This is a genomic window from Neobacillus citreus (assembly GCF_018343545.2).
In the GTDB taxonomy this organism is placed as follows: domain Bacteria; phylum Bacillota; class Bacilli; order Bacillales; family Cytobacillaceae; genus Neobacillus; species Neobacillus citreus.
Genome location: NZ_JAGYPE020000011.1, coordinates 72,638 through 90,771, shown reverse-complemented (window position 1 = coordinate 90,771; position 18,134 = coordinate 72,638). Strand labels below are relative to the sequence as shown.

20 protein-coding genes are annotated in these 18,134 nt (G+C 40.9%); 3 read left to right on the top strand and 17 right to left on the bottom strand.

Annotated elements, in window-relative coordinates:
- Window positions 1–23: 23 nt before the first annotated feature.
- The 17 genes from KHB02_RS08785 to KHB02_RS08705 form a co-directional block, all read right to left on the bottom strand.
- The gene (locus KHB02_RS08785; protein WP_241113787.1) at window positions 24–1,040 is read right to left on the bottom strand and encodes a PAS domain-containing sensor histidine kinase; all 1,017 of its coding nucleotides are present in this window, start codon (window positions 1,038–1,040) and stop codon (window positions 24–26) included.
- A 14-nt stretch (window positions 1,041–1,054) separates the two neighbouring features.
- Window positions 1,055–1,504 carry a GAF domain-containing protein gene (locus KHB02_RS08780; protein WP_213146537.1) on the bottom strand — a complete coding sequence of 150 codons (450 nt, stop codon included), beginning with the start codon at window positions 1,502–1,504 and terminating at the stop codon, window positions 1,055–1,057.
- Window positions 1,505–1,519: 15 nt separating this feature from the next.
- Window positions 1,520–2,173 (bottom strand): response regulator, encoded by a 654-nt coding sequence (locus tag KHB02_RS08775; RefSeq protein WP_277398200.1) that lies wholly within the window; start codon window positions 2,171–2,173, stop codon window positions 1,520–1,522.
- A 13-nt stretch (window positions 2,174–2,186) separates the two neighbouring features.
- Window positions 2,187–2,846: a sensor histidine kinase gene (locus tag KHB02_RS08770; protein ID WP_213146536.1), complete on the bottom strand. Its 660-nt coding sequence runs from the start codon at window positions 2,844–2,846 to the stop codon at window positions 2,187–2,189.
- A gap of 188 nt (window positions 2,847–3,034) precedes the next feature.
- Window positions 3,035–3,319 carry a hypothetical protein gene (locus tag KHB02_RS08765; RefSeq protein ID WP_241113786.1) on the bottom strand — a complete coding sequence of 95 codons (285 nt, stop codon included), beginning with the start codon at window positions 3,317–3,319 and terminating at the stop codon, window positions 3,035–3,037.
- Entirely contained in the window at window positions 3,306–3,617 is a 312-nt protein-coding gene (locus KHB02_RS08760) for a hypothetical protein (RefSeq protein ID WP_213146535.1), read from the bottom strand. Before KHB02_RS08760 ends, KHB02_RS08765 begins: the two co-directional genes overlap by 14 nt.
- Window positions 3,610–3,801: a hypothetical protein gene (locus KHB02_RS08755; RefSeq protein ID WP_213146534.1), complete on the bottom strand. Its 192-nt coding sequence runs from the start codon at window positions 3,799–3,801 to the stop codon at window positions 3,610–3,612. The genes KHB02_RS08760 and KHB02_RS08755 overlap by 8 nt, the downstream gene beginning before the upstream one ends.
- On the bottom strand, window positions 3,791–4,315 hold the full coding sequence (locus KHB02_RS08750; protein ID WP_213146533.1) for a Rieske (2Fe-2S) protein: 525 nt from the start codon (window positions 4,313–4,315) through the stop codon (window positions 3,791–3,793). The genes KHB02_RS08755 and KHB02_RS08750 overlap by 11 nt, the downstream gene beginning before the upstream one ends.
- An 11-nt stretch (window positions 4,316–4,326) precedes the next feature.
- Window positions 4,327–4,890: a 4Fe-4S dicluster domain-containing protein gene (locus KHB02_RS08745; RefSeq protein ID WP_213118184.1), complete on the bottom strand. Its 564-nt coding sequence runs from the start codon at window positions 4,888–4,890 to the stop codon at window positions 4,327–4,329.
- 1 nt (window position 4,891) lies between these two features.
- Window positions 4,892–7,081, bottom strand: a complete 2,190-nt coding sequence (locus KHB02_RS08740; protein WP_213146532.1) for a molybdopterin oxidoreductase family protein — start codon at window positions 7,079–7,081, stop codon at window positions 4,892–4,894.
- On the bottom strand, window positions 7,068–8,150 hold the full coding sequence (locus tag KHB02_RS08735) for a hypothetical protein (RefSeq protein WP_213146531.1): 1,083 nt from the start codon (window positions 8,148–8,150) through the stop codon (window positions 7,068–7,070). Before KHB02_RS08735 ends, KHB02_RS08740 begins: the two co-directional genes overlap by 14 nt.
- A gap of 277 nt (window positions 8,151–8,427) precedes the next feature.
- Complete coding sequence (locus tag KHB02_RS08730; protein WP_213146530.1) at window positions 8,428–9,618, bottom strand: hypothetical protein; 1,191 nt, start codon at window positions 9,616–9,618, stop codon at window positions 8,428–8,430.
- Window positions 9,619–9,759: 141 nt separating this feature from the next.
- A complete protein-coding gene (locus KHB02_RS08725) occupies window positions 9,760–10,920 on the bottom strand; it encodes an HD-GYP domain-containing protein (protein ID WP_213146529.1) in 1,161 nt (386 codons plus the stop codon).
- A 172-nt stretch (window positions 10,921–11,092) separates the two neighbouring features.
- Entirely contained in the window at window positions 11,093–12,337 is a 1,245-nt protein-coding gene (locus tag KHB02_RS08720) for an ATP-binding protein (protein ID WP_213146528.1), read from the bottom strand.
- Between the two features lie 180 nt (window positions 12,338–12,517).
- Window positions 12,518–13,933: a branched-chain amino acid transporter BcaP gene (locus KHB02_RS08715; protein WP_213146527.1), complete on the bottom strand. Its 1,416-nt coding sequence runs from the start codon at window positions 13,931–13,933 to the stop codon at window positions 12,518–12,520.
- Between the two features lie 265 nt (window positions 13,934–14,198).
- Entirely contained in the window at window positions 14,199–15,506 is a 1,308-nt protein-coding gene (locus tag KHB02_RS08710) for an ATP-binding protein (RefSeq protein ID WP_213146526.1), read from the bottom strand.
- 137 nt (window positions 15,507–15,643) lie between these two features.
- Window positions 15,644–16,093 (bottom strand): hypothetical protein, encoded by a 450-nt coding sequence (locus KHB02_RS08705; RefSeq protein WP_213146755.1) that lies wholly within the window; start codon window positions 16,091–16,093, stop codon window positions 15,644–15,646.
- Between the two features lie 92 nt (window positions 16,094–16,185).
- On the opposite strand from KHB02_RS08705, the gene KHB02_RS08700 reads away from it, so the two are divergent.
- Genes KHB02_RS08700 through KHB02_RS08690 form a run of 3 tightly spaced genes read left to right on the top strand, consistent with a single transcriptional unit; the run spans window position 16,186 to window position 18,118 of the window.
- Window positions 16,186–16,497 (top strand): hypothetical protein, encoded by a 312-nt coding sequence (locus KHB02_RS08700; protein WP_213146525.1) that lies wholly within the window; start codon window positions 16,186–16,188, stop codon window positions 16,495–16,497.
- A 1-nt stretch (window position 16,498) separates the two neighbouring features.
- Window positions 16,499–17,725 (top strand): glutathionylspermidine synthase family protein, encoded by a 1,227-nt coding sequence (locus KHB02_RS08695; RefSeq protein ID WP_213146524.1) that lies wholly within the window; start codon window positions 16,499–16,501, stop codon window positions 17,723–17,725.
- A gap of 6 nt (window positions 17,726–17,731) precedes the next feature.
- Window positions 17,732–18,118: a DUF350 domain-containing protein gene (locus KHB02_RS08690; protein ID WP_213146523.1), complete on the top strand. Its 387-nt coding sequence runs from the start codon at window positions 17,732–17,734 to the stop codon at window positions 18,116–18,118.
- Window positions 18,119–18,134 lie beyond the last annotated feature (16 nt).

Here is an 18,134-nt window from a genome sequence, read left to right as displayed (position 1 = left end):
TGATATACTTAAACCCACATTCTTTAATCCTTGGATATCGGCACTTCCAGAATGATTTTCGTGCCAATCCCCGGTTCAGTATTAATCGACAAGGTGCCGCCGACTGAACGAGCCCGTTCATCCATACTGAACAGTCCGACTCCTGGAGACTGATTCCCCAGATCAAACCCTTTCCCCTTATCTTCAACCATTACTCGGACAACATTGTCCATTTCCCTAACTGTTACGGAAGCATCCAAAACCTCGGCATATTTACGAATGTTTGTCAGGGCTTCCTGGATAATTCGGTAAATTGTCAATTCAATGCTGATGTCAAGTCGCCGGTTTAACGCGCAATCGAAATAGACGTCAATATTATAATGATTGGAATACCGAGAAAGATAAGAGCGAATCGCCGGAATTAAACCTAGGTCATCCAAGACAGAAGGCCTCAGTTCCCAAGAGATTTCCCGGATTTCTTCAATTAATTGGGTAGCTTCCTCCTGCATCTGCTGCAAGAGCGGATGGTCCATCTCCGACAAAAGGCGGTTAATGGTAATCAGGTGACTGTAGAGGTTTTGTCCGATTCCGTCATGAAGATTCCGTGATAAACGCTTTCTCTCTTCCTCTTGGACATCGATGATCCGTGCCATCATTTTTTGAAGTTCCTGCTCGACCCGCTTGCGTTCAGTAATTTCATAACGTATTGCCAAATACTGATACGGCCTGCCCTTATCATTTAAAAAAGGAACAATCGTCGTATCGACCCAATAATAGGTCCCGTCTTTGGCTTTATTACAAATCTCGCCCTTCCACACCTGACCGCTGCCAATTGTTCTCCACATCTCTTTAAAAAATTCTTTTGAATGATGTCCCGAATTGATGATACGGTGATCCTGCCCAATCAGTTCTTCCCTTGAAAATTTAGATATTAGGCAAAACTGGTCGTTAACATATGTAATCATCCCCCTCGCATCAGTGATGGCAACAATTGAGGAGGCATCAAGGGCAAATTTGTAATCCGTCAATTCATTTCTTGTTTGCTGTAAATCCTTGTCCATTTCCATCCCCCGCATCAAAATAAATGCTCCTTTAATAGCTGTTCGAGAGCTTGGGCAGATTCAGCCACCTTTTCCTGCTCCTCTTCTGCAAAGAAGTACTCCTCTCTTTTTCCGATAAGGAGCACTCCCTTTGGTATGCCACTAAAAAATAAAGGGACCGCATAGGTAGCCACAAGTTTTTCAGCAAGATTAATGGGATAATCCGTCACTTTTCCTATGATGGAGTTTGGAAAATTTGTAATCATCATAGGGCTGCCGCTTGATATAATTTTCCCTGCGATTCCTTTTCCGAAACGGACCGTTATTCGTTTGTATTTATCGTTTAAATTTCCGGAAGCGTAATGCCACCTGACATCAGGACCTGATTCATTTTGCAGGGCAAGCCCGACAAAATCGCAGCCGATCTCAGCTCTTAACCGCTCACAAACTATAAACAATTCTGGGAGTTCCCTTAACTCTGACATCTACGCACGTTCTCCTTAAATGCCATATCCCAATAGCCCCTTCCTAACGGCATATTCGACCAGCTCAGGCCGGGTTTTCATTTGCAATTTTTCCATCAGATTGCTTTTATGGGTTTCGACCGTTTTGACACTGATGACCAACTGTTCGGCAATCTCTTTATTAGAGTATCCTTTGGCAATAAGAGTAAGCACTTCTTTTTCCCGCTCGGACAACAGATTGTACGTATCATTGCCATCCTGTTTTACGCCTGCTAAGTATTCCTCCATCAGGCGTTTTTGTGCAGACGGATGCAAGTAGGCATCTCCTTTAGCCACAGATTCAATTGCCGACATTAATTCATCATGCGGGGCGCTTTTTAAAATACAGCCGCTGGCGCCGCCTTGGATGGCTCTGAACAGGTATTCCTCGTCATCATGCATCGTTAAAATTAAAATATTCACTTCAGGCATTTGCTTTTTTAATTCCATTGTTGCGGTAAGGCCGTCTTTTCCATGCGGCATGCTTAGGTCCATGACAACCACATTCGGTTTTAGCTTCAACGCTTTTTTGATGCCTTCATTGCCTTCAGATGCTTCTCCGACTACTTCCATTTCAGGATTCGTTTGCAGCAGCATTTTCAGGCCGCTTCTTACCACGGCATGGTCATCTACCAACAGAATTCTTATCAATGTAAACTCCCCTTTAATTCGATAATGGAAGAGATATTTCTATCGATGTTCCTTCTCCTATTCTAGAGGATATCACACACTCACCGCCAATCAGAAGCATTCTTTCCTTCATTGCCGCGAGCCCTGAAGAAGGTTCATTTCCTTGGAACTCTTCAGGCTGGAATCCTTTCCCGAAATCACGGATGGTAATCTTTAGTTCAGATTCTTTCCAGAAAAAGTTCATTTTTACAATGGCTGTATCTGCGTACTTTGCAATATTGGTTAATGCTTCCTGACATACACGAAATACGGCAATCCGTTGTTTTTCCGCGATTAATTTTCCCTCACCGCTGGACTCTAACTCCACGATTATGCCAAATGTAGAGGTATAACATCCAATATAGCTTCTCATGGCCGGTAACAATCCAAGTGTTGTCAGGGCAGGCGGATGGAGTTCGACGGAGAGCAATCTAATTTCCTGAATTGTTTTTTCAATCAGCAGGTTCATTTCCCTCATGTAGCTTTTCTTAGACGAGTCCTGTTCTCCTGATGCGAGAAACTGTAAGCCTGTTAAAATACTATATAAGTTCTGGCCGACCCCTTCATGCAGTTCATGCGCAATTCTTTTGATTTCCTCTTCTTGGGAGTCAATGATATATGTGCAAACATTAGGGTTTGTTCTTAATGAATCCATTTTTACCTGCCCTCCTGTCTTCTAATTCTCAATTTAAATATATCTCGAGTCTAATTTTAAACCTATTGGCGGTTTTTAGCTTTCTATTGGCTAATTCTGATGTTCTATTGGCGAATTTTGGACTTCTATTGGCGAATATAACTGTCCTATTGGTGATTTAAAAAGCTTATAAAAAAATTCAGGTTCTCCTAGAAGACCTGAACCTTTTTAAACGTATAGGTTAAACCACTTTCCTCATCGGCAGCCGACCACAAACCAGCAGACTCCGTTACTTGGCTTGCCAAAGGCACTGCCAAAAAGTAAAAATCATCAAAATAGAAGCGGAGATGGGTTCCATCCGGGCAAAGCTGAACCTTTTTTATCGATTTGCTCACCACAGGGGCCTGATCCCCGCCATCCCGGTCCTGAATGGCAATTTCAACTTCAGCACCGGCGAAACGCTCCTGTATTTTCTTGATATCAATGGACGCCACAGCTATTACATCCTCTCTCAACTGGGTAGATGAACATCTTGTAGCCTTGCAGGTACTCCCAAAACTTCTCTCCCGCGTTTTCCTCGATAAACTTAATCGTTTCGTCCTCGGACACCCAACTGCTCATTCCTTTAATTTCAGCAATCACCATTTCGGCACCTTCAACGACCTTTTCTTCGAGATACCAATTTAAACGTTTCTTGGCAAACAGCGATTTCAGCAGTTCGTCAATCTCCCCAGAAAATCCACCGGCCTGCGGGCGAACAAAGCAGAAATCAATATACGTTTCACTAGTCATTGACATTCACACCTTTTTTATAAATGATGAATGCAACTGGGAATAAGACAACATTCACAACAGCAGCGATGATGGTGTTTGTGTAATTTTCGTAAAAATATTGATGCACCATGTATTGTGTAAAAATAATGTTTAACATCAGCACCACAAGCAGCAGGCCGACAGGGATATAACTACGCTTCATAACGCTTCACCCCCACGGCATAGACAGCGCCGTTTTCCACTTTCACATGGATTTCAGGCAATGGACGTCTTGGCGGGCCGGCAATTGGTGCGCCTGTTTCAACATCAAATTTTCCGTGATGGCAAGGACATAGCATCTCGCCTTCATCCTTTTGCCAAAAAACAGGACAACGCAGGTGTGTGCAGGCATTTTGGTACGCGACAAATTTCTTTTCCGATATGCGAATCAGAATGGCGCTGTCGTGTTCGCCAGGAAAATGAAAATCAACAGCGTCACCTACAGGAACCTTATCTAAATCAGCAATTTTATGTTTCGGATATTTTTTATCTTCTAAGCGGTTGAGCTCCTTTGCCGCCATGACTCCCCAAGGAAGTGATGAAACGGCGAACACTCCAGCGGCGCCAACCAAGGTCTTCATGAAACCGCGGCGGTCCAACTTTCGTTCGTTATTTCTATTAATATTGTGGGTATAGTTATCTTCATTGAACGGGATTTTATTATTTTTATCGCTCATGGTAATCCCTCCTAGAACAGTTTAGTGACGCCCTGCAGGATTCCAGGGAGATTCACACGTACGTTAGTTTCGCCTTCTAAATATGGCATGCTGGTTACCCATTTGCCATTATCAAGATTAAATTGCTTTTGTTTTGCTTCGATTTCTTCGTCTGTTAACCATTGAAGTGTATTGGACGGACATACGCTCGCGCACATTGGCGGGATACCGTCCTTGGTGCGGTCAATACATAGGTCACACTTATACATTAAATTCTGCTCTGTATCGAACTTCGGTATTCCATATGGGCAGGCAATTGTACAGTTTTGGCAGCCGATACATTTTTCCACAAGAGCCGAAAGGACGGCTCCTGTTTCATGGATTTGGATCGCTTGGGCCGGACAACTGCGCGCACATGCCGGATTCACACAGTGAAGGCACATTAAAGGCATCGTCTGCCGGTTCTTAAGCGGATTTACATCGTAAACATAGTTGCGGTTGCGCTGTTCGTGTCCGCCGCACTGTGTGCAAGCAGCCAAACAGGAACGGCATCCTATGCAATTTTCCAGTTCAAGATATAACCTCTTTTTTACCACTTTATTGCACCTTCTTCATTTCTAGTTTTTCAATCTGTGCTGCACAAGCCTTGAATTCCGGCATTCTTGAAATTGGATCAAGAGCGGCAATTGTTAATAGATTGATAGATTTCTCGTGACCGAAATGGTACGGCACGAACACTGTATCCTTACGAATGGCTTCGGTAATTTTTACTTTATATTCAGCCTCTCCTCTGCGAGTATAAAGGCGGACATATTCTTCATGTTCAATATTATATTTTGCAGCTGTTTCCGGATGAACCTCAACATATGGCTCCGGACACATATCACGCAAGAATTGAATGCGGCGTGTTTGGTTACCAGATAGGTAGTGGAACACAACACGTCCGGTCGTTAAGCGCAACGGATATTCCGCATCCGGCTCTTCTGCAGGCGGGCGGTATGGCAATGCGCAAATTTTTGCTTTTCCGTCTGGATGATAGAACTTCTTATCTAAAAACATATGTGGTGTACCAGGGTCCTTTTCATCACGGCAAGGCCAGAACACACCGTCTTGTTTATCGATTTTATCCCAGGTAGCGCCATAATAGTCAGCGTATCCACCTTTTGAAGCTAAACGGAATTCATCTGCTACATCTCTGGCTGTTTTTAAGTGGGAGAAATATTTTCCCCTGCCAAGTTTTTCGGCAAGCTCCACTTGCATTTGCCAGTCGGGCTTTGATTCGCCTATCGGCTCCTGCGCCTTATTGATTTTTATGATGCGCCCTTCAATATTTGTAACCGTTCCTTCATCCTCTGACCAAGTAACGGAAGGAAGGATAACATCGGCAAATTCTGCTGATTCAGAAAGATAGAAATCGGCGCAAACCATAAAATCTAATCCTTTTAATGCCTTACGGACAAAGTTTTGGTTTGGTGCAGATACCGCTGGATTTGAACAAAGCAAATACAAACCGCGTATTGTTTTTTGATCCATTAATTCAAACATTTCATAAGCAGATACACCTGGCTGCGGCATTTCTTCAGGGGTAATTCCCCACACCTGACATACTTCCTCAACATGCTTTGGATTAGTGAGCTTACGGTAGCCTGGCAGCAGGTCTGATTTTTGGCCATGCTCACGGCCGCCTTGACCGTTACCTTGGCCGGTAAATGTTGCAACACCTGATTTCGGACGGCCGATTTTCCCAGAAACTAACGCCATGTTGGTGTAACCAGAAACGTTGTCGACCCCTTTATGCTGCTGTTCGATGCCGCGTGCAAACATCACAACTGCGTTTGGCGCTTTACCATAAATCTCCGCAGCACGGATAATTTTTTCAACTGCAATTCCTGTAATCTCGCTTGTATATTCAGGAGTAAATTCTTTGACTAATTCTTTTGTTTCTTCAAAGCCATTTGTGTGTTGGTTGACGAATTCTTCATCAACATAGCCGTTTTGGATCAATAGGTTCACAATACCATTAGCAAGTGCCAAGTCTGTTCCCGGTCTTAAATCCAAGTGAACATCGGCACGTCTTGCAATCGGGGTTTCACGTGGGTCGGCAACGATCAGATAACCGCCTCTTTCCTGGACGTTCCAAACGCGGAACATCGAAGTTGGATGGCATTCTGCCGTGTTGCTTCCAGCGATGAACAAGCAATCTGTTTCATGGATATCGGTCCATGGTAATGTCGAACCACGGTCAACGCCGAATGAGCGAAGGAATCCGCCGGCTGCACTGGACATACAGAAACGTCCGTTATAATCGATATAGCGAGTTTGCAAACCAACTCTTGCAAACTTACCTGTTAAATAGCACTTTTCATTGGTCATTGATACACCACTGAAAACAGACAATGTATCTTTGCCGTATTTCCCTTGAAGCTCTTTGAATTTCCGAGCGATTAAATCATACGCTTCATCCCAGGTTGCTTCACGGAACCCTTTGTCTGTTCCTTTTAAGGAAGCATCGTCACGGATTAACGGTCTTAAGATGCGGTCCGGATGGTTCGTCTGCTGGTAAGCAGTAACCCCTTTCGGACACATTTTCCCGACCGTAACCGGCCATTCATAGCGAGGCTCAACCCCGATAATTTTGTTTGTTTTTGTATTTACACGTAAATTCATCCCGCACTGCATACCACAATAGGCGCAGTGTGTTTTTATTAAGGTTTCATTTGGATGACGTACGTTTTCGATTTCTCTAAAAAATTTATCTTTTGGGGCTTTTTGGTTAACCTCTTGCATTCTGATTTGCCTCCTTGACCTTCACTTGATGGGTAGGGAATCCTGAGAATCTGGCGATACGGTACTTTCTGCGGCATGGCAGGCACAATTCCGCAAGATTAAAGCCGTCTTCCATGTTGAACTCCATGTTGTTAGTTCCCAATACTTGAATAATATCGTTCGATTGTTCGACTGATACAAATTTATCTCCGCACACTTTACATTCTTTCATATGCTGTTCTCCATAATGTTCACGGTAGTTTCTAGCAAATACGCTCATCGGACGGAACGGAATATGAGCAAGCTTACCAAATGGCAGATAGATAAGCGTTACAATGACTGAAAACTGGTGGATCAGCGACATTTGCGGCTGCATCCATCCATGTAAGAATACGTTTTGGACTGTCAATAGTAGACCAGTTACTGAAATAAATAACAACATATAGAGCGGCAAGAAATCGTACATGAATTTTTGCTCTGCTCTTGCCTGCATATTTTTCATACGGCGGTAAAGCGCCATGCAAACTCCTGTAATCACCATGATGGCTGAAATATTTAAAGCATTGTAAGAAAACCAGGCGATGATTCCATCTGCTTTAATCCGTACTAAGTCCATTCCCATTAAGACTACTGTGTAATAGCCATTTCCATCCATATTGAAGTACATCCAGCTGAACACGAGCGGGAAAGTAACTAAACAAGCAAGCACACAGCCCCACCCGATTAATACGTGCTGCATCCAGCGATAAAATCCGCGCTTTTTGATGAAGTCGTAAATCGCTAAGTGGCTTACCACTGTTTTTGGAGCGCTTTTTCTAAAAAGCAGCTTTAAGCCCTTTTTAATGATAATTTTGGTTGGCGGTCTTTCTCCCCAGGAGATGAAGCGGTAAAAGAAACCTCCTATGAAAGTAATCGTTCCTACCATATATCCATAAAGGTTTAAGTCAATATGTGTAAACATTCTTGTTCCGATAAACACCAAAATCGCAAGTCCGGCTACGCTTAAAAACATTGATTTGGCAAAATGGGAAGCAAATGCATTATTGACGGTATTATCCCGTTTTTTCGCCGATTGAATAGTTGACTCCATTTTCTTGATCCTCCCTTAAATGTAAACTCGCCGACTGGCAAGTCCGGTAGGACGAAGACAGAGGCGTAGTTGAATTTATGCGTTCGAAATTTACGATAGTGAATTTCGATTAGCAAAAAAATAACACTATCGTTTTCTTATTCTTATTGTAAGAAAAACGACAGTGTTATCTTTATCAGGGAACTCCCCCATCTAGGGGGAAAAAAACCCTTATATATCTCATATTTTGACAAAAGTTCGTCACAAATAGAAAAGCCCCAGCATCTTGTGGCTGGAGCTAGATATTTTGCTTTTTGATGTACTTTTTTCGTAAAGAATACAGAAGTAGCAAGAACCCAATTAACAGCTGCAGTGAGGACAAGGCGGCATCCCAGAAATGATAGGTGGACGGTCCATAGCCAAAACAGTGGTGGATCGTAGTTATTGCATATAACATTTGCGGGAGATAATAACCAAAAAATAACGATAACGTAAGCCCTACACCCAACACATAAAATACGGTATAAGTGATAATCGTCCGCTTTTCTTCTTCAAATACAACCTCAGTTTGTCGGGCAGGTTTTCTAAATCTAAACCAGTTTCGAAAAACCTGCTGGGCATTTTCCATAAGATTGTAAACACCCGTCGAGTTTTCAAATACATAATATAAATCTGTTTTCATATAGATGCAGCACTGATAAATCATCCGAATAAAAGCATCTAGGACAATTACCTTCAGTACGCTCAGGAAAATCCCTGACCCGTCTGCGAAAATCAACTGACCTAGCAGTGCTGCAAAAAGAACGAACGTATCAAAACAAATCCCCGCCAAATATAAAACATTTCGATCTTTTGAAGGTAGTTTCCAAACGAATGACATATCTGTTTCGAAAACGATAAGGAAAAGGCGATGTCCAATGGTTAATTTCGTGGGAAGCTGGTAGGCCCTCATGGCCAGCACGTGCCCAAATTCATGAAGCATTACAAAGCAGAAGGATAAAACGAGCCATGCCGGGATATTCAGCACCATTAAGTCAAAAATAAAAATATCCTTAAAATTTGGAAATAAAGATGGATGGGTTAGAAAAAGGAAAACGTTGATGACAAATAAGGCTGCGTAAACAGTATAAGCCGCTTTATTGAAAAAGAATTTTCCCAACTTAGGAGAAATCCACTCAAATCCAAGCGGATCTTGCTTCTTTATTGGGGCAGCGAGTTTCACACCATCCATTTCGACAACCAATTGCAGTTCGAGAAGCTGTTCGGCAAAATCGAGTAAATCGACCTCTTCATGAGGATACTTGCTTTTAAGCCGGATTTCAATTTCACCTAATTGATAGCCTTCGTTGATTAATTGAATCGCATCGATACAAACCTTAGGCATTTCATAAAATTCCCCGGAGCTGGTATCTTCAACGATATAATTCTTTTTATCTTTACGAATTTCAATTGGGACTAATACGAGATGTGAATGGAGTGTAAGGTTCATTTTTTTACACCTGTATCCTTGTTTATTTATTTAATAAAGAAGGATGCTTGGCATAATGCCAGCATCCTATTTGTCATGGTTTAATCCAGTAACTACACCACCAGCATGTAGTTTTTACTTTTTTTAATTTGCGAATTTTCATCAACTCCACCTCCTAAGTGAACTCATTTCTTTTTGCCAAGGATAGTCATTATGAAATTTAACCCATGCTGGGAATACCTTTTCAAATTCTTCCATTAGCTTTGGATCAAATTGGGTACCCATACCTTCAATTATACGTTTATGAGCTTCTTCCAAAGGCATTGCTGCACGGTAGGACCTCGACGATGTCATTGCATCAAATGCATCTGCAATAGCAGTTACTCTAGCTAGTATTGGAATTTCTTCTCCCTTTAATCTTTGGGGGTATCCATTTCCATCCCATCGCTCATGATGGGAACGTATCACACAAATGCTGTCTTTAATTCCTTCCACATCCTTGACCGCATCTGCGCCAACAGCAGGATGTGATTTAATAATTTCATATTCTTCATTATTGAGTTTCCCTGGTTTCATTAGTATTGAATCAGGTATATGAACTTTACCAATATCATGTAATAAGCAAGCATAGTAAAAAGATTTTTGTTCGTCTTTGGAAAATTCCCCTATTTGTTGGGCCATTAATAAAGCATAGCTCGCTACACGTTCACTATGTCCCCTTGTATATGGGTCTTTTAGTTCTAAGGTTGCAATAACTCCTTTGACAATACCCTCTAACTGTTTATCATAAGAGGTTTTAATTGATTTTACGTAACCTTGAAATCTTACTAACAGAAAGAAGGACATTGTTGATAGGATGGATACTAAAAGGAATGGCATAATAACATAGGATGTTTGTAATATGACACCGGTTAATAGATATTTTACGGCAATACCCGTACTAACAATCCAAAAATAGCTAGTGCTTAGAAAAATAGGCAAAGTTAATATCAAATACACTTCTACCATATTCCCGCTTAAGTAAGCCTCACTTCTACCATAAAAACTAATAATATCAACCGTAAAAGTTGTTAATAAATAACTGATAAAAAAAACAAATTTAATAGAGATCAGTTTTCCAGACTTGCTCAGAAAAATGTTCACAGGAATCAATATTGCTAATACAATATATGTTACGAACCAAAAGTCACTTGGAAAGCCATGTTGCTTATGAGTGACAAAGGCTGGTATAAAATAATAATAGAAAAAATCATAGCCTATTAAAATTAAGTAAAAAAACAGCAGGAACCATTTTAAGGTCCGTTTCTCTTCATGAAGTATCATAAAATCCTCCAAATTACCTATCTCAGATAAGATAGTATAAAAGAATTCATTTCCTTTTGGCGGTTTGACAAAATCTTTAATAATTCTATATTCCTCTACATTATATCTTATTAGTTAAACCCGTGAAACATTTTATTTTGCTGATTTTTGTACAATTGGAGAACTTAAACTGTTAAATACTATTGTGTGCTATTGGTAAGTGGACTATAACTTTAGTCCCAGCGCCAAGTATACTTTCAATTTTTAAACTTCCTCCATGGTCCTTAATAATTTGTCTAGTTATGAGCAACCCTAGTCCAGTGCCATCACTTTTAGTCGTATAGAAAGCTTCAAATAGATTTTCAAGACTGGCAGCGTCTATACCACAGCCGTTATCTTCAATCACGATGTCAAGCGAAGATTCTTCAGCCATTTTTATTTCTATTTTTAAATTACCGCCGTTTGACATGGCCTCAACTGCATTCTTTAATAAATTTATAAATACCTGCTTTAACTGTTTCTCATCACAATCCACTAGGGGAATCGGGGTATCAATAGACGTTTCCACCTTCACACCTTGAGATTCAGCCTGCTGGCAGATTAAAGAGATAGTGTAATTAACAATTTCTTCCATATCAACCTTTTTAAAATCGATTTCCCTGGGTTTCCCTAGATACATTAGGTCATCCACGATAGAATTAATTCTATCAATCTCTTGAAGCATAATTGGATAAAATTCGCTGTTGCTTGACTTTGACTCTAATTGCAATTGGGTAAAACCTTTTAATGATGAAAGCGGGTTTCGAATTTCATGACCTATCGCAGCTGCCATTTGGCCTATTACTGCAAGTTTTTCTTTTTTACTCAGTTCCTCATGAACAGATGTTAATGACTTTATATATGAATAAAATCTAATTAAAATGATAAAGGCAATTGCTGATAAAATGATAATGATAAACATAGGAGGTATGATATTAGTATCATGGAGTATTAGCCCTAATAGAACATACCTTCCAATCAATCCTATAGTTACACTCCAATAGTATTCCTTATTAACAAATACCGGTGAAAAAAAGACAAACAAAAGCTCTACTATATTTCCTGAAGCAAACGTTAGGTTAGTTCCATAATACTTCATAACAAGACCTATACTATCTATGAGAATGTAACCAAATAACAAAAGGTATTTGACAATATAGGGATTTCCTCTTTTTATAAATGAAATGGAAATCGGCAGCAGCAAAAACACCAGAATATAAAGCCAATAACCGAGCCCATTACTAGGAAATTTAGCTGCTCCATAGTCTGTAAATTTCGGTAAAACAATATACCAAAAAAAGTCATATGAAATGAAAAAGAAATAGAATAGCCACAAAAATAACTTTATAGCCTTTTTTTCTTCATATATTAGCTTCGGACCTTTGCTACTTATTTCCATGAGTGTTCTCCTTAAACTAGATACTATTCTAAAAATTCAAAATTCCGTACATCACTCATACTATTCTACCATTTTTTTAGAATAACATTATAAAATAAATGAAAAAAACGATGATTTTCGACATTTTTTTATTGGGAAAATTTAAAGGGGAGTCCCATTTGATTGGAACTCCCCTTTATATTAGCTGACCTTTTTCAATTGTCCAGATGAATTATTTAATGTCGAATGCTTTCGTCCATAGCCGAAGTAGACGAACAATCCAATTACCAGCCAAACACCAAAACTAATCCATGTTATAGCCGGCAGCTGTACCGCTAAATATCCGCAGAACAAGAATGCCAAAATCGGAATATACGGTACAAACGGGACTCTGAAGCCTGTTTTAGGCACTTGGTTGTTTTTTCGAAGATATAAAATCCCGACTGAAACTGTCATGAATGCGAACAAGGTTCCAATGTTTGTTAATTCAGCCAGTTTGCTTAATGGAACAAATCCCGCAATAACAGACACCAATAAACAAATGATCCAAGAGTTTACAACCGGTGTTTGTTTCTTTTCATCTACCTTGGAAAACACTTTTGGCAGCAATCCGTCACGGCCGATTGCGTAGAATAGGCGGGATTGTCCGTAAAGTAATACTAGAAGTACCGTTGTAATACCGGTGATTGCCCCAATTGAAATGAAACCGGCAACCCAATCTTGATGGATATAGGTTAAGGCGAATGCAACCGGGTTTTTCACCCCCAACAGATTATAAGGTACAATTCCCGTTAGGATAGCGGAAACAACAATATATAAAACCGTACAAACAAGTAATGAAGCAATAATTCCGATAGGCATGTTGCGCTGCGGGTTTTTAACCTCCTCAGCAGCTGTCGATACAGCATCAAAGCCAATATATGCAAAGAAAATCGTAGCCGCTCCAGTCGCTACGCCGGAGAATCCGAATGGCATAAAAGGAGTCCAGTTAGCTGGCTTTACATACCATACACCAACACCAATAAATAAAAGAACAACAACAAGCTTGATAATTACCATGATGTTATTTAAACGGGTAGATTTCTTTGCCCCCTGAGATAAAAGCAAAGTAAGTAAAAATACGATGACGATCGCAGGAACGTCAACAAATGTCCCGTTTGCCGGGTCAAACGCACTTGTTATGGCTTTCGGAAAATGAATCCCAAACCCTGCAAGCAGCCCTTGGAAATAGCCTGACCAGCCGCTGGCAACCGCCGCTGATGCAAAGCCGTACTCGAGAATTAAATCCCAGCCTAAAATCCATGCAATCAATTCACCAAAGGTCGCATAGCTGTAAGTATAGGCACTTCCAGAAACCGGTACATTTGAAGCAAATTCCGCATAACAGAGAGCGGCAAAAATGCAGGCTAAACCTGATAAGACAAAAGAAATAATAAGTGCTGGCCCGGCATGTTCCGCAGCAGCAACCCCTGTGACAACAAAAATTCCGGTCCCGATAATGGCCCCTATCCCAAGCATCGTTAAGTCAAAGGCCCCCAGCTCCTTCCTTAAGGAGGCACCTTTTTTCTCTGATTCCTGGATCAGGTCCTGAACTGATTTTTTCCTAAATAAATCCATTTATTATTTAAACCTCCTCAGGTTCGATGTTATAATTTTCTGAAAAGACAAATAAAATTTATATCGGTATAATATAATCTTTTTATCGAAAAAGCAATATTTTTTTAAAAATAAAAAAATTGGTAATATTACACTGGGAATATACTGGTTTTTCACTGAATCAACATAAAATAACCCTTATTAAAATTCATCATTTTTTCTATTTCGATATAGTTTAACTAGATAAAAAAACAGATGACATCAAACGAAAGGATGTCATCTGTTTTTACATTATTTTAACTACTGTCGGTTCTTCATTAATGATACTGCTAACTAACTCTTCCTTTTTACCTGCTGGAAGAACAATTGTTACCGTTGTTCCCAGTCCTGTTTCACTTTGATAGAAAACCTTTCCTTTTATCGTTTCAATAATTCTTAAGGATACCGAAGTTCCCAGCCCCGTTCCCTTATCTTTGGTCGTATAAAACAATGTTCCAATCCTCGATAGTTGTTCGGGTGTCATTCCTTTTCCGTTATCAGTAATCAAAACGGAGGCATGGGTTTGGTCGGACCTTGTATGTATCGTCACAACGCCTTCCTCTGAGGTCGCTTCAATCGCATTTTTCACAAGATTTACAAGAGCCTGTTTTAACTGATTTCGATCTGTATAAAGGCAAAAATCGGATGTATCCAATTCACTTTCTAGTTGTACACCCTGCTTTACAGCATAAGGTTCCAGTAGCGTGACTATTTCCTTCAATATGTCTTTTAAGGCGAATTCTTCTAGTTTTTCGAATTTCGGCTTGGCAAAATTCAAGTAATCGCTAATGATCGCCTCAGCCCGTCCTAATTCACTTAAAACCAGCCCGAAATATTCATAATTCTTCCCTTTCTCATCCTGCTGCATCAATTGTAGAAATCCCTTTACTACTGTTAATGGGTTGCGGACTTCATGGGCGATAGAAGCCGCCAGTTCACTTAATGTATTAAGCTTTTCTGCTTTCAGTATCTCTTCCTTCATTCTATTTTTCTCAATCAGCCCTTCATATAACTTTGCAGCAAGCATTAGGGAAGCGGTATAAATAAGAGCAAAAAGCAGTAAATCGGGAATATTTATAAACAATTTGAAGGTATTTCCATTTAGATAATGATAAGTTAGAAGTGTTAAATAGCATAGAATTAAAGACCAGACGCCCGATAATAAAGTGAACTGTACTCTTCGATTTGAAGAAGCATTCCAAAAGCGGGTTCGCAAAAGGTAAGGGACAATAGAAGTAAGCAGGCAGCCCAAAATGGCGTAATGGACACTGCCACCACCCATCATAATGCGAGCTCCAATAATAGAGGCTATGACCATCCCGCCGCCAGCAGGTCCTGCATATAAAACGGCAAGAATAAGCGGAGCATAGCGAAGATCCCAAATAAGGCCATAATTTGAATAACTAAAAATCATGCAGGCTATTGCTGCCTGACTGTGCATGGACCCACAGATGATTGGTGAATTCCATTTTTTCTTATAGTCAGTTAAAGCATTACAAAGCAGGACTGGTGCTAATACAATTAACAGTTGCAAAAGAAGCTTTTCCGCCAGCATCGTCATTCCCCAGAGGAATCAATTATATTATCCATTACAATACGACAAAAAACGGCACTTTCCTTCTTATGCTGAAAATTTTTTGGCAGGAAGTGTCGATGGCGGTTTTTCTTCTCCGGAAAACTTTTAAAAAGACGTCAATGGCTGTTGCCGGTAAAGTTTCCATAGTATACATAGCATTTACGATCCTCATCAATCTCCCTTGAGTCCATCGCAAATTCTAAAAACTTTTCTCCCCTTTTTATATAGATGAAATCTGAGTGAAGGGCAGCGAGTACTTCCTCGTGCTCCCAAATTTCTTTTTGTTCGATTAAAATGCTCCCCTGTTCGGTCAGTTCCCTTGTTTCAAATCCAATATGCGAATGATATTTCTCAAGGGTGTCATTGCTGAACTCTTCTTTTTCAACATAAATGACTGCCGTTCCGTCTGGGTCAAGTGCAGTAGCGGTAACCTTGTACGTCTCATTGTTTTTTACAAAATATTCACAGGTCATTCGCGCGGCCGCTTCCGATTTGGAGATGTCATAGTAGTGCCATAACGCCGGGTATTGCTGAGCTTCGTCATCAAGCCGATATTCAAGCCTCAAATCAATCTCTCCTTTTTCTTTTACTTTTCCATTGTTTTCCTCTAAATTCATTTTATAATAAAATTACAAATCGAAAAAGGAGAGTGAGAAGTTTGAAGAAAACTAGATTGCTTATCACGGGCGTTCTTACTTCTCTAATGGCCGGAACGATCGCTGGCTGTTCCAACGACCGGCCGCCCCAGCCGGATGACAGTAGCTGCCGGGACTGGGATTGGGATGATGAGCAGGGTGTCTGGCAATGTGACGACACAGGTTCTAGCCATTATGGACACTTTTTTTATGGCGGCAAATATTTCCGAAATAAATCTTCACTTCTAAAATCCTCCTCCTATAAGTCCTATCATTCCTCATCCAGCTTTAAAGGAGGCTTTGGCAGCGGAACGAAGGGCGGATTTGGAGGTTAGAATGGAGGATTATTCTACACGGCGCAGACAGTTTTATTCGCAATTCCCGGCCTTTTGGTCAGACTTATATGGCAGTGAATATGGTTTATTTCACACATTCCCCATTTCAGTTACGACCGCTTTGCAATTAAGAGAAGCAACGGAGCGGATGGGCAGAGTCTTTTTTAAAACAGCAACACTTCTGCGGAGCCTTCCGGATGAGCAGCTGTTGCAGCTTGGATACCCGGTTGAGAGCATTCCATTTTTACGATTGAAAAATCATTTTCCGGAATCAGTGATTTCCCGGTTTGATTTTGCTGTAACAGAAACGGGTGTTAAGTTGCTGGAATTCAACAGTGACACGCCGACCTTTATTGTGGAATGCTTCCACATCAACGGGAAGGTCGGCAAGGAATTCGGCTTAATCGACCCGAATCAGGGCGGGGAGCGGCTTCTTTCTTCAGGCATTACCAAAGCGGTATTAGAGGCTGCTGAGGGAAAAACCTCCCCTAATGTCGTTTTTACAGCCCATCAGGATCACATGGAAGATTGGCAGACCAGCGTTTATTTAAGCGAGCTTTGTCAGGTAAGAAATAAATTGGTTCCATTGGCTGACCTGCGGATTACAGATGGTGCTTTAGCGGATGCCGATGGGATCCCTATCGATGTACTATACCGGCAGACATACCCGCTTGAACATTTACTGGAGGACAGAGATCCAATCAGCGGCGCTCCAGTTGGTATTGAACTTCTACAGCTAGTAAAAGATGGAAAGCTGGCTGTGGTCAATCCTATTTCAGCTTTTTTGCTCCAGCCAAAATCGGTCCAATGCTTAATTTGGGGATTGGCGGAGCAAGGCGTTTTTTATTCTGAGGAAGAACTAGGCTGGATCAAGGAATATATGCTGCCAACCTATCTTGATCCGGATGCCTTTGTTGGCAAGGCACCCTATGTTGAAAAGCCGTCCTTCGGGCGGGAGGGGGACACAGTGACGATTTGGGATGCTCATGCTAGGGTTTATGAACAGAATGCATTTGCAACCTATAAGGATGAATTGTCAGTCTATCAATCTTATTGTTCGCTTCCTACTGTAACGCTTGAAACAGAAAAGGGGCAGGAAGAGCTTTCCTATGTTATTGGATCCTTCCTCATCGCTGGAAAACCAAGTGCGATTGGAATCCGCGCTGGAGGAAAAATTACCGGCAATGAGTCTTACTTTTTGCCAGTTGGAGTAAAAAAGGGGGAATAATGGATCATGACGGATTTTTTATTATATTTGGCGGTTTCGCTTGGTTTGTTAATTGTTGGGCTATTTCTTATGGAGGTCACAACCAAGGTTAAGGAATTTTCCTTAATAGCTAAAGGGAATAAGGCAGCAAGTTATGTTCTTGGCGGCAGGTTGCTTGGCCTTGCGATTGTGCTGTATTCTACGGCAGCTAATTCGATTTCTTTGGCGGATATGGCCATTTGGGGCGGAATTGGAATTTTAGCGCAGATTATTGTATTTTATTTGGCAGAGTGGCTGACACCAAAGTTTAATGTTACTCAAAGCATCGAGGACGATAACCAGGCCGTTGGACTTTTCTTGATGTTTTTGTCGGTTTCTATCGGTGTGATCATCGCCGGATGTTTAACGTATTAGGTTAAAAAAAACGCAT

Excerpts from the sequence above, each read along its gene's own strand:
- KHB02_RS08785 (WP_241113787.1), bottom strand. The coding sequence starts at position 1,040 with ATGGACAAGGATTTACAGCAAACAAGAAATGAATTGACGGATTACAAA.
- KHB02_RS08780 (WP_213146537.1), bottom strand. The coding sequence starts at position 1,504 with ATGTCAGAGTTAAGGGAACTCCCAGAATTGTTTATAGTTTGTGAGCGG.
- KHB02_RS08770 (WP_213146536.1), bottom strand. The coding sequence starts at position 2,846 with ATGGATTCATTAAGAACAAACCCTAATGTTTGCACATATATCATTGAC.
- KHB02_RS08760 (WP_213146535.1), bottom strand. The coding sequence starts at position 3,617 with ATGACTAGTGAAACGTATATTGATTTCTGCTTTGTTCGCCCGCAGGCC.
- KHB02_RS08755 (WP_213146534.1), bottom strand. The coding sequence starts at position 3,801 with ATGAAGCGTAGTTATATCCCTGTCGGCCTGCTGCTTGTGGTGCTGATG.
- KHB02_RS08750 (WP_213146533.1), bottom strand. The coding sequence starts at position 4,315 with ATGAGCGATAAAAATAATAAAATCCCGTTCAATGAAGATAACTATACC.
- KHB02_RS08740 (WP_213146532.1), bottom strand. The coding sequence starts at position 7,081 with ATGCAAGAGGTTAACCAAAAAGCCCCAAAAGATAAATTTTTTAGAGAA.
- KHB02_RS08735 (WP_213146531.1), bottom strand. The coding sequence starts at position 8,150 with ATGGAGTCAACTATTCAATCGGCGAAAAAACGGGATAATACCGTCAAT.
- KHB02_RS08730 (WP_213146530.1), bottom strand. The coding sequence starts at position 9,618 with ATGAACCTTACACTCCATTCACATCTCGTATTAGTCCCAATTGAAATT.
- KHB02_RS08725 (WP_213146529.1), bottom strand. The coding sequence starts at position 10,920 with ATGATACTTCATGAAGAGAAACGGACCTTAAAATGGTTCCTGCTGTTT.
- KHB02_RS08720 (WP_213146528.1), bottom strand. The coding sequence starts at position 12,337 with ATGGAAATAAGTAGCAAAGGTCCGAAGCTAATATATGAAGAAAAAAAG.
- KHB02_RS08715 (WP_213146527.1), bottom strand. The coding sequence starts at position 13,933 with ATGGATTTATTTAGGAAAAAATCAGTTCAGGACCTGATCCAGGAATCA.
- KHB02_RS08710 (WP_213146526.1), bottom strand. The coding sequence starts at position 15,506 with ATGCTGGCGGAAAAGCTTCTTTTGCAACTGTTAATTGTATTAGCACCA.
- KHB02_RS08695 (WP_213146524.1), top strand. The coding sequence starts at position 16,499 with ATGGAGGATTATTCTACACGGCGCAGACAGTTTTATTCGCAATTCCCG.
- KHB02_RS08690 (WP_213146523.1), top strand. The coding sequence starts at position 17,732 with ATGACGGATTTTTTATTATATTTGGCGGTTTCGCTTGGTTTGTTAATT.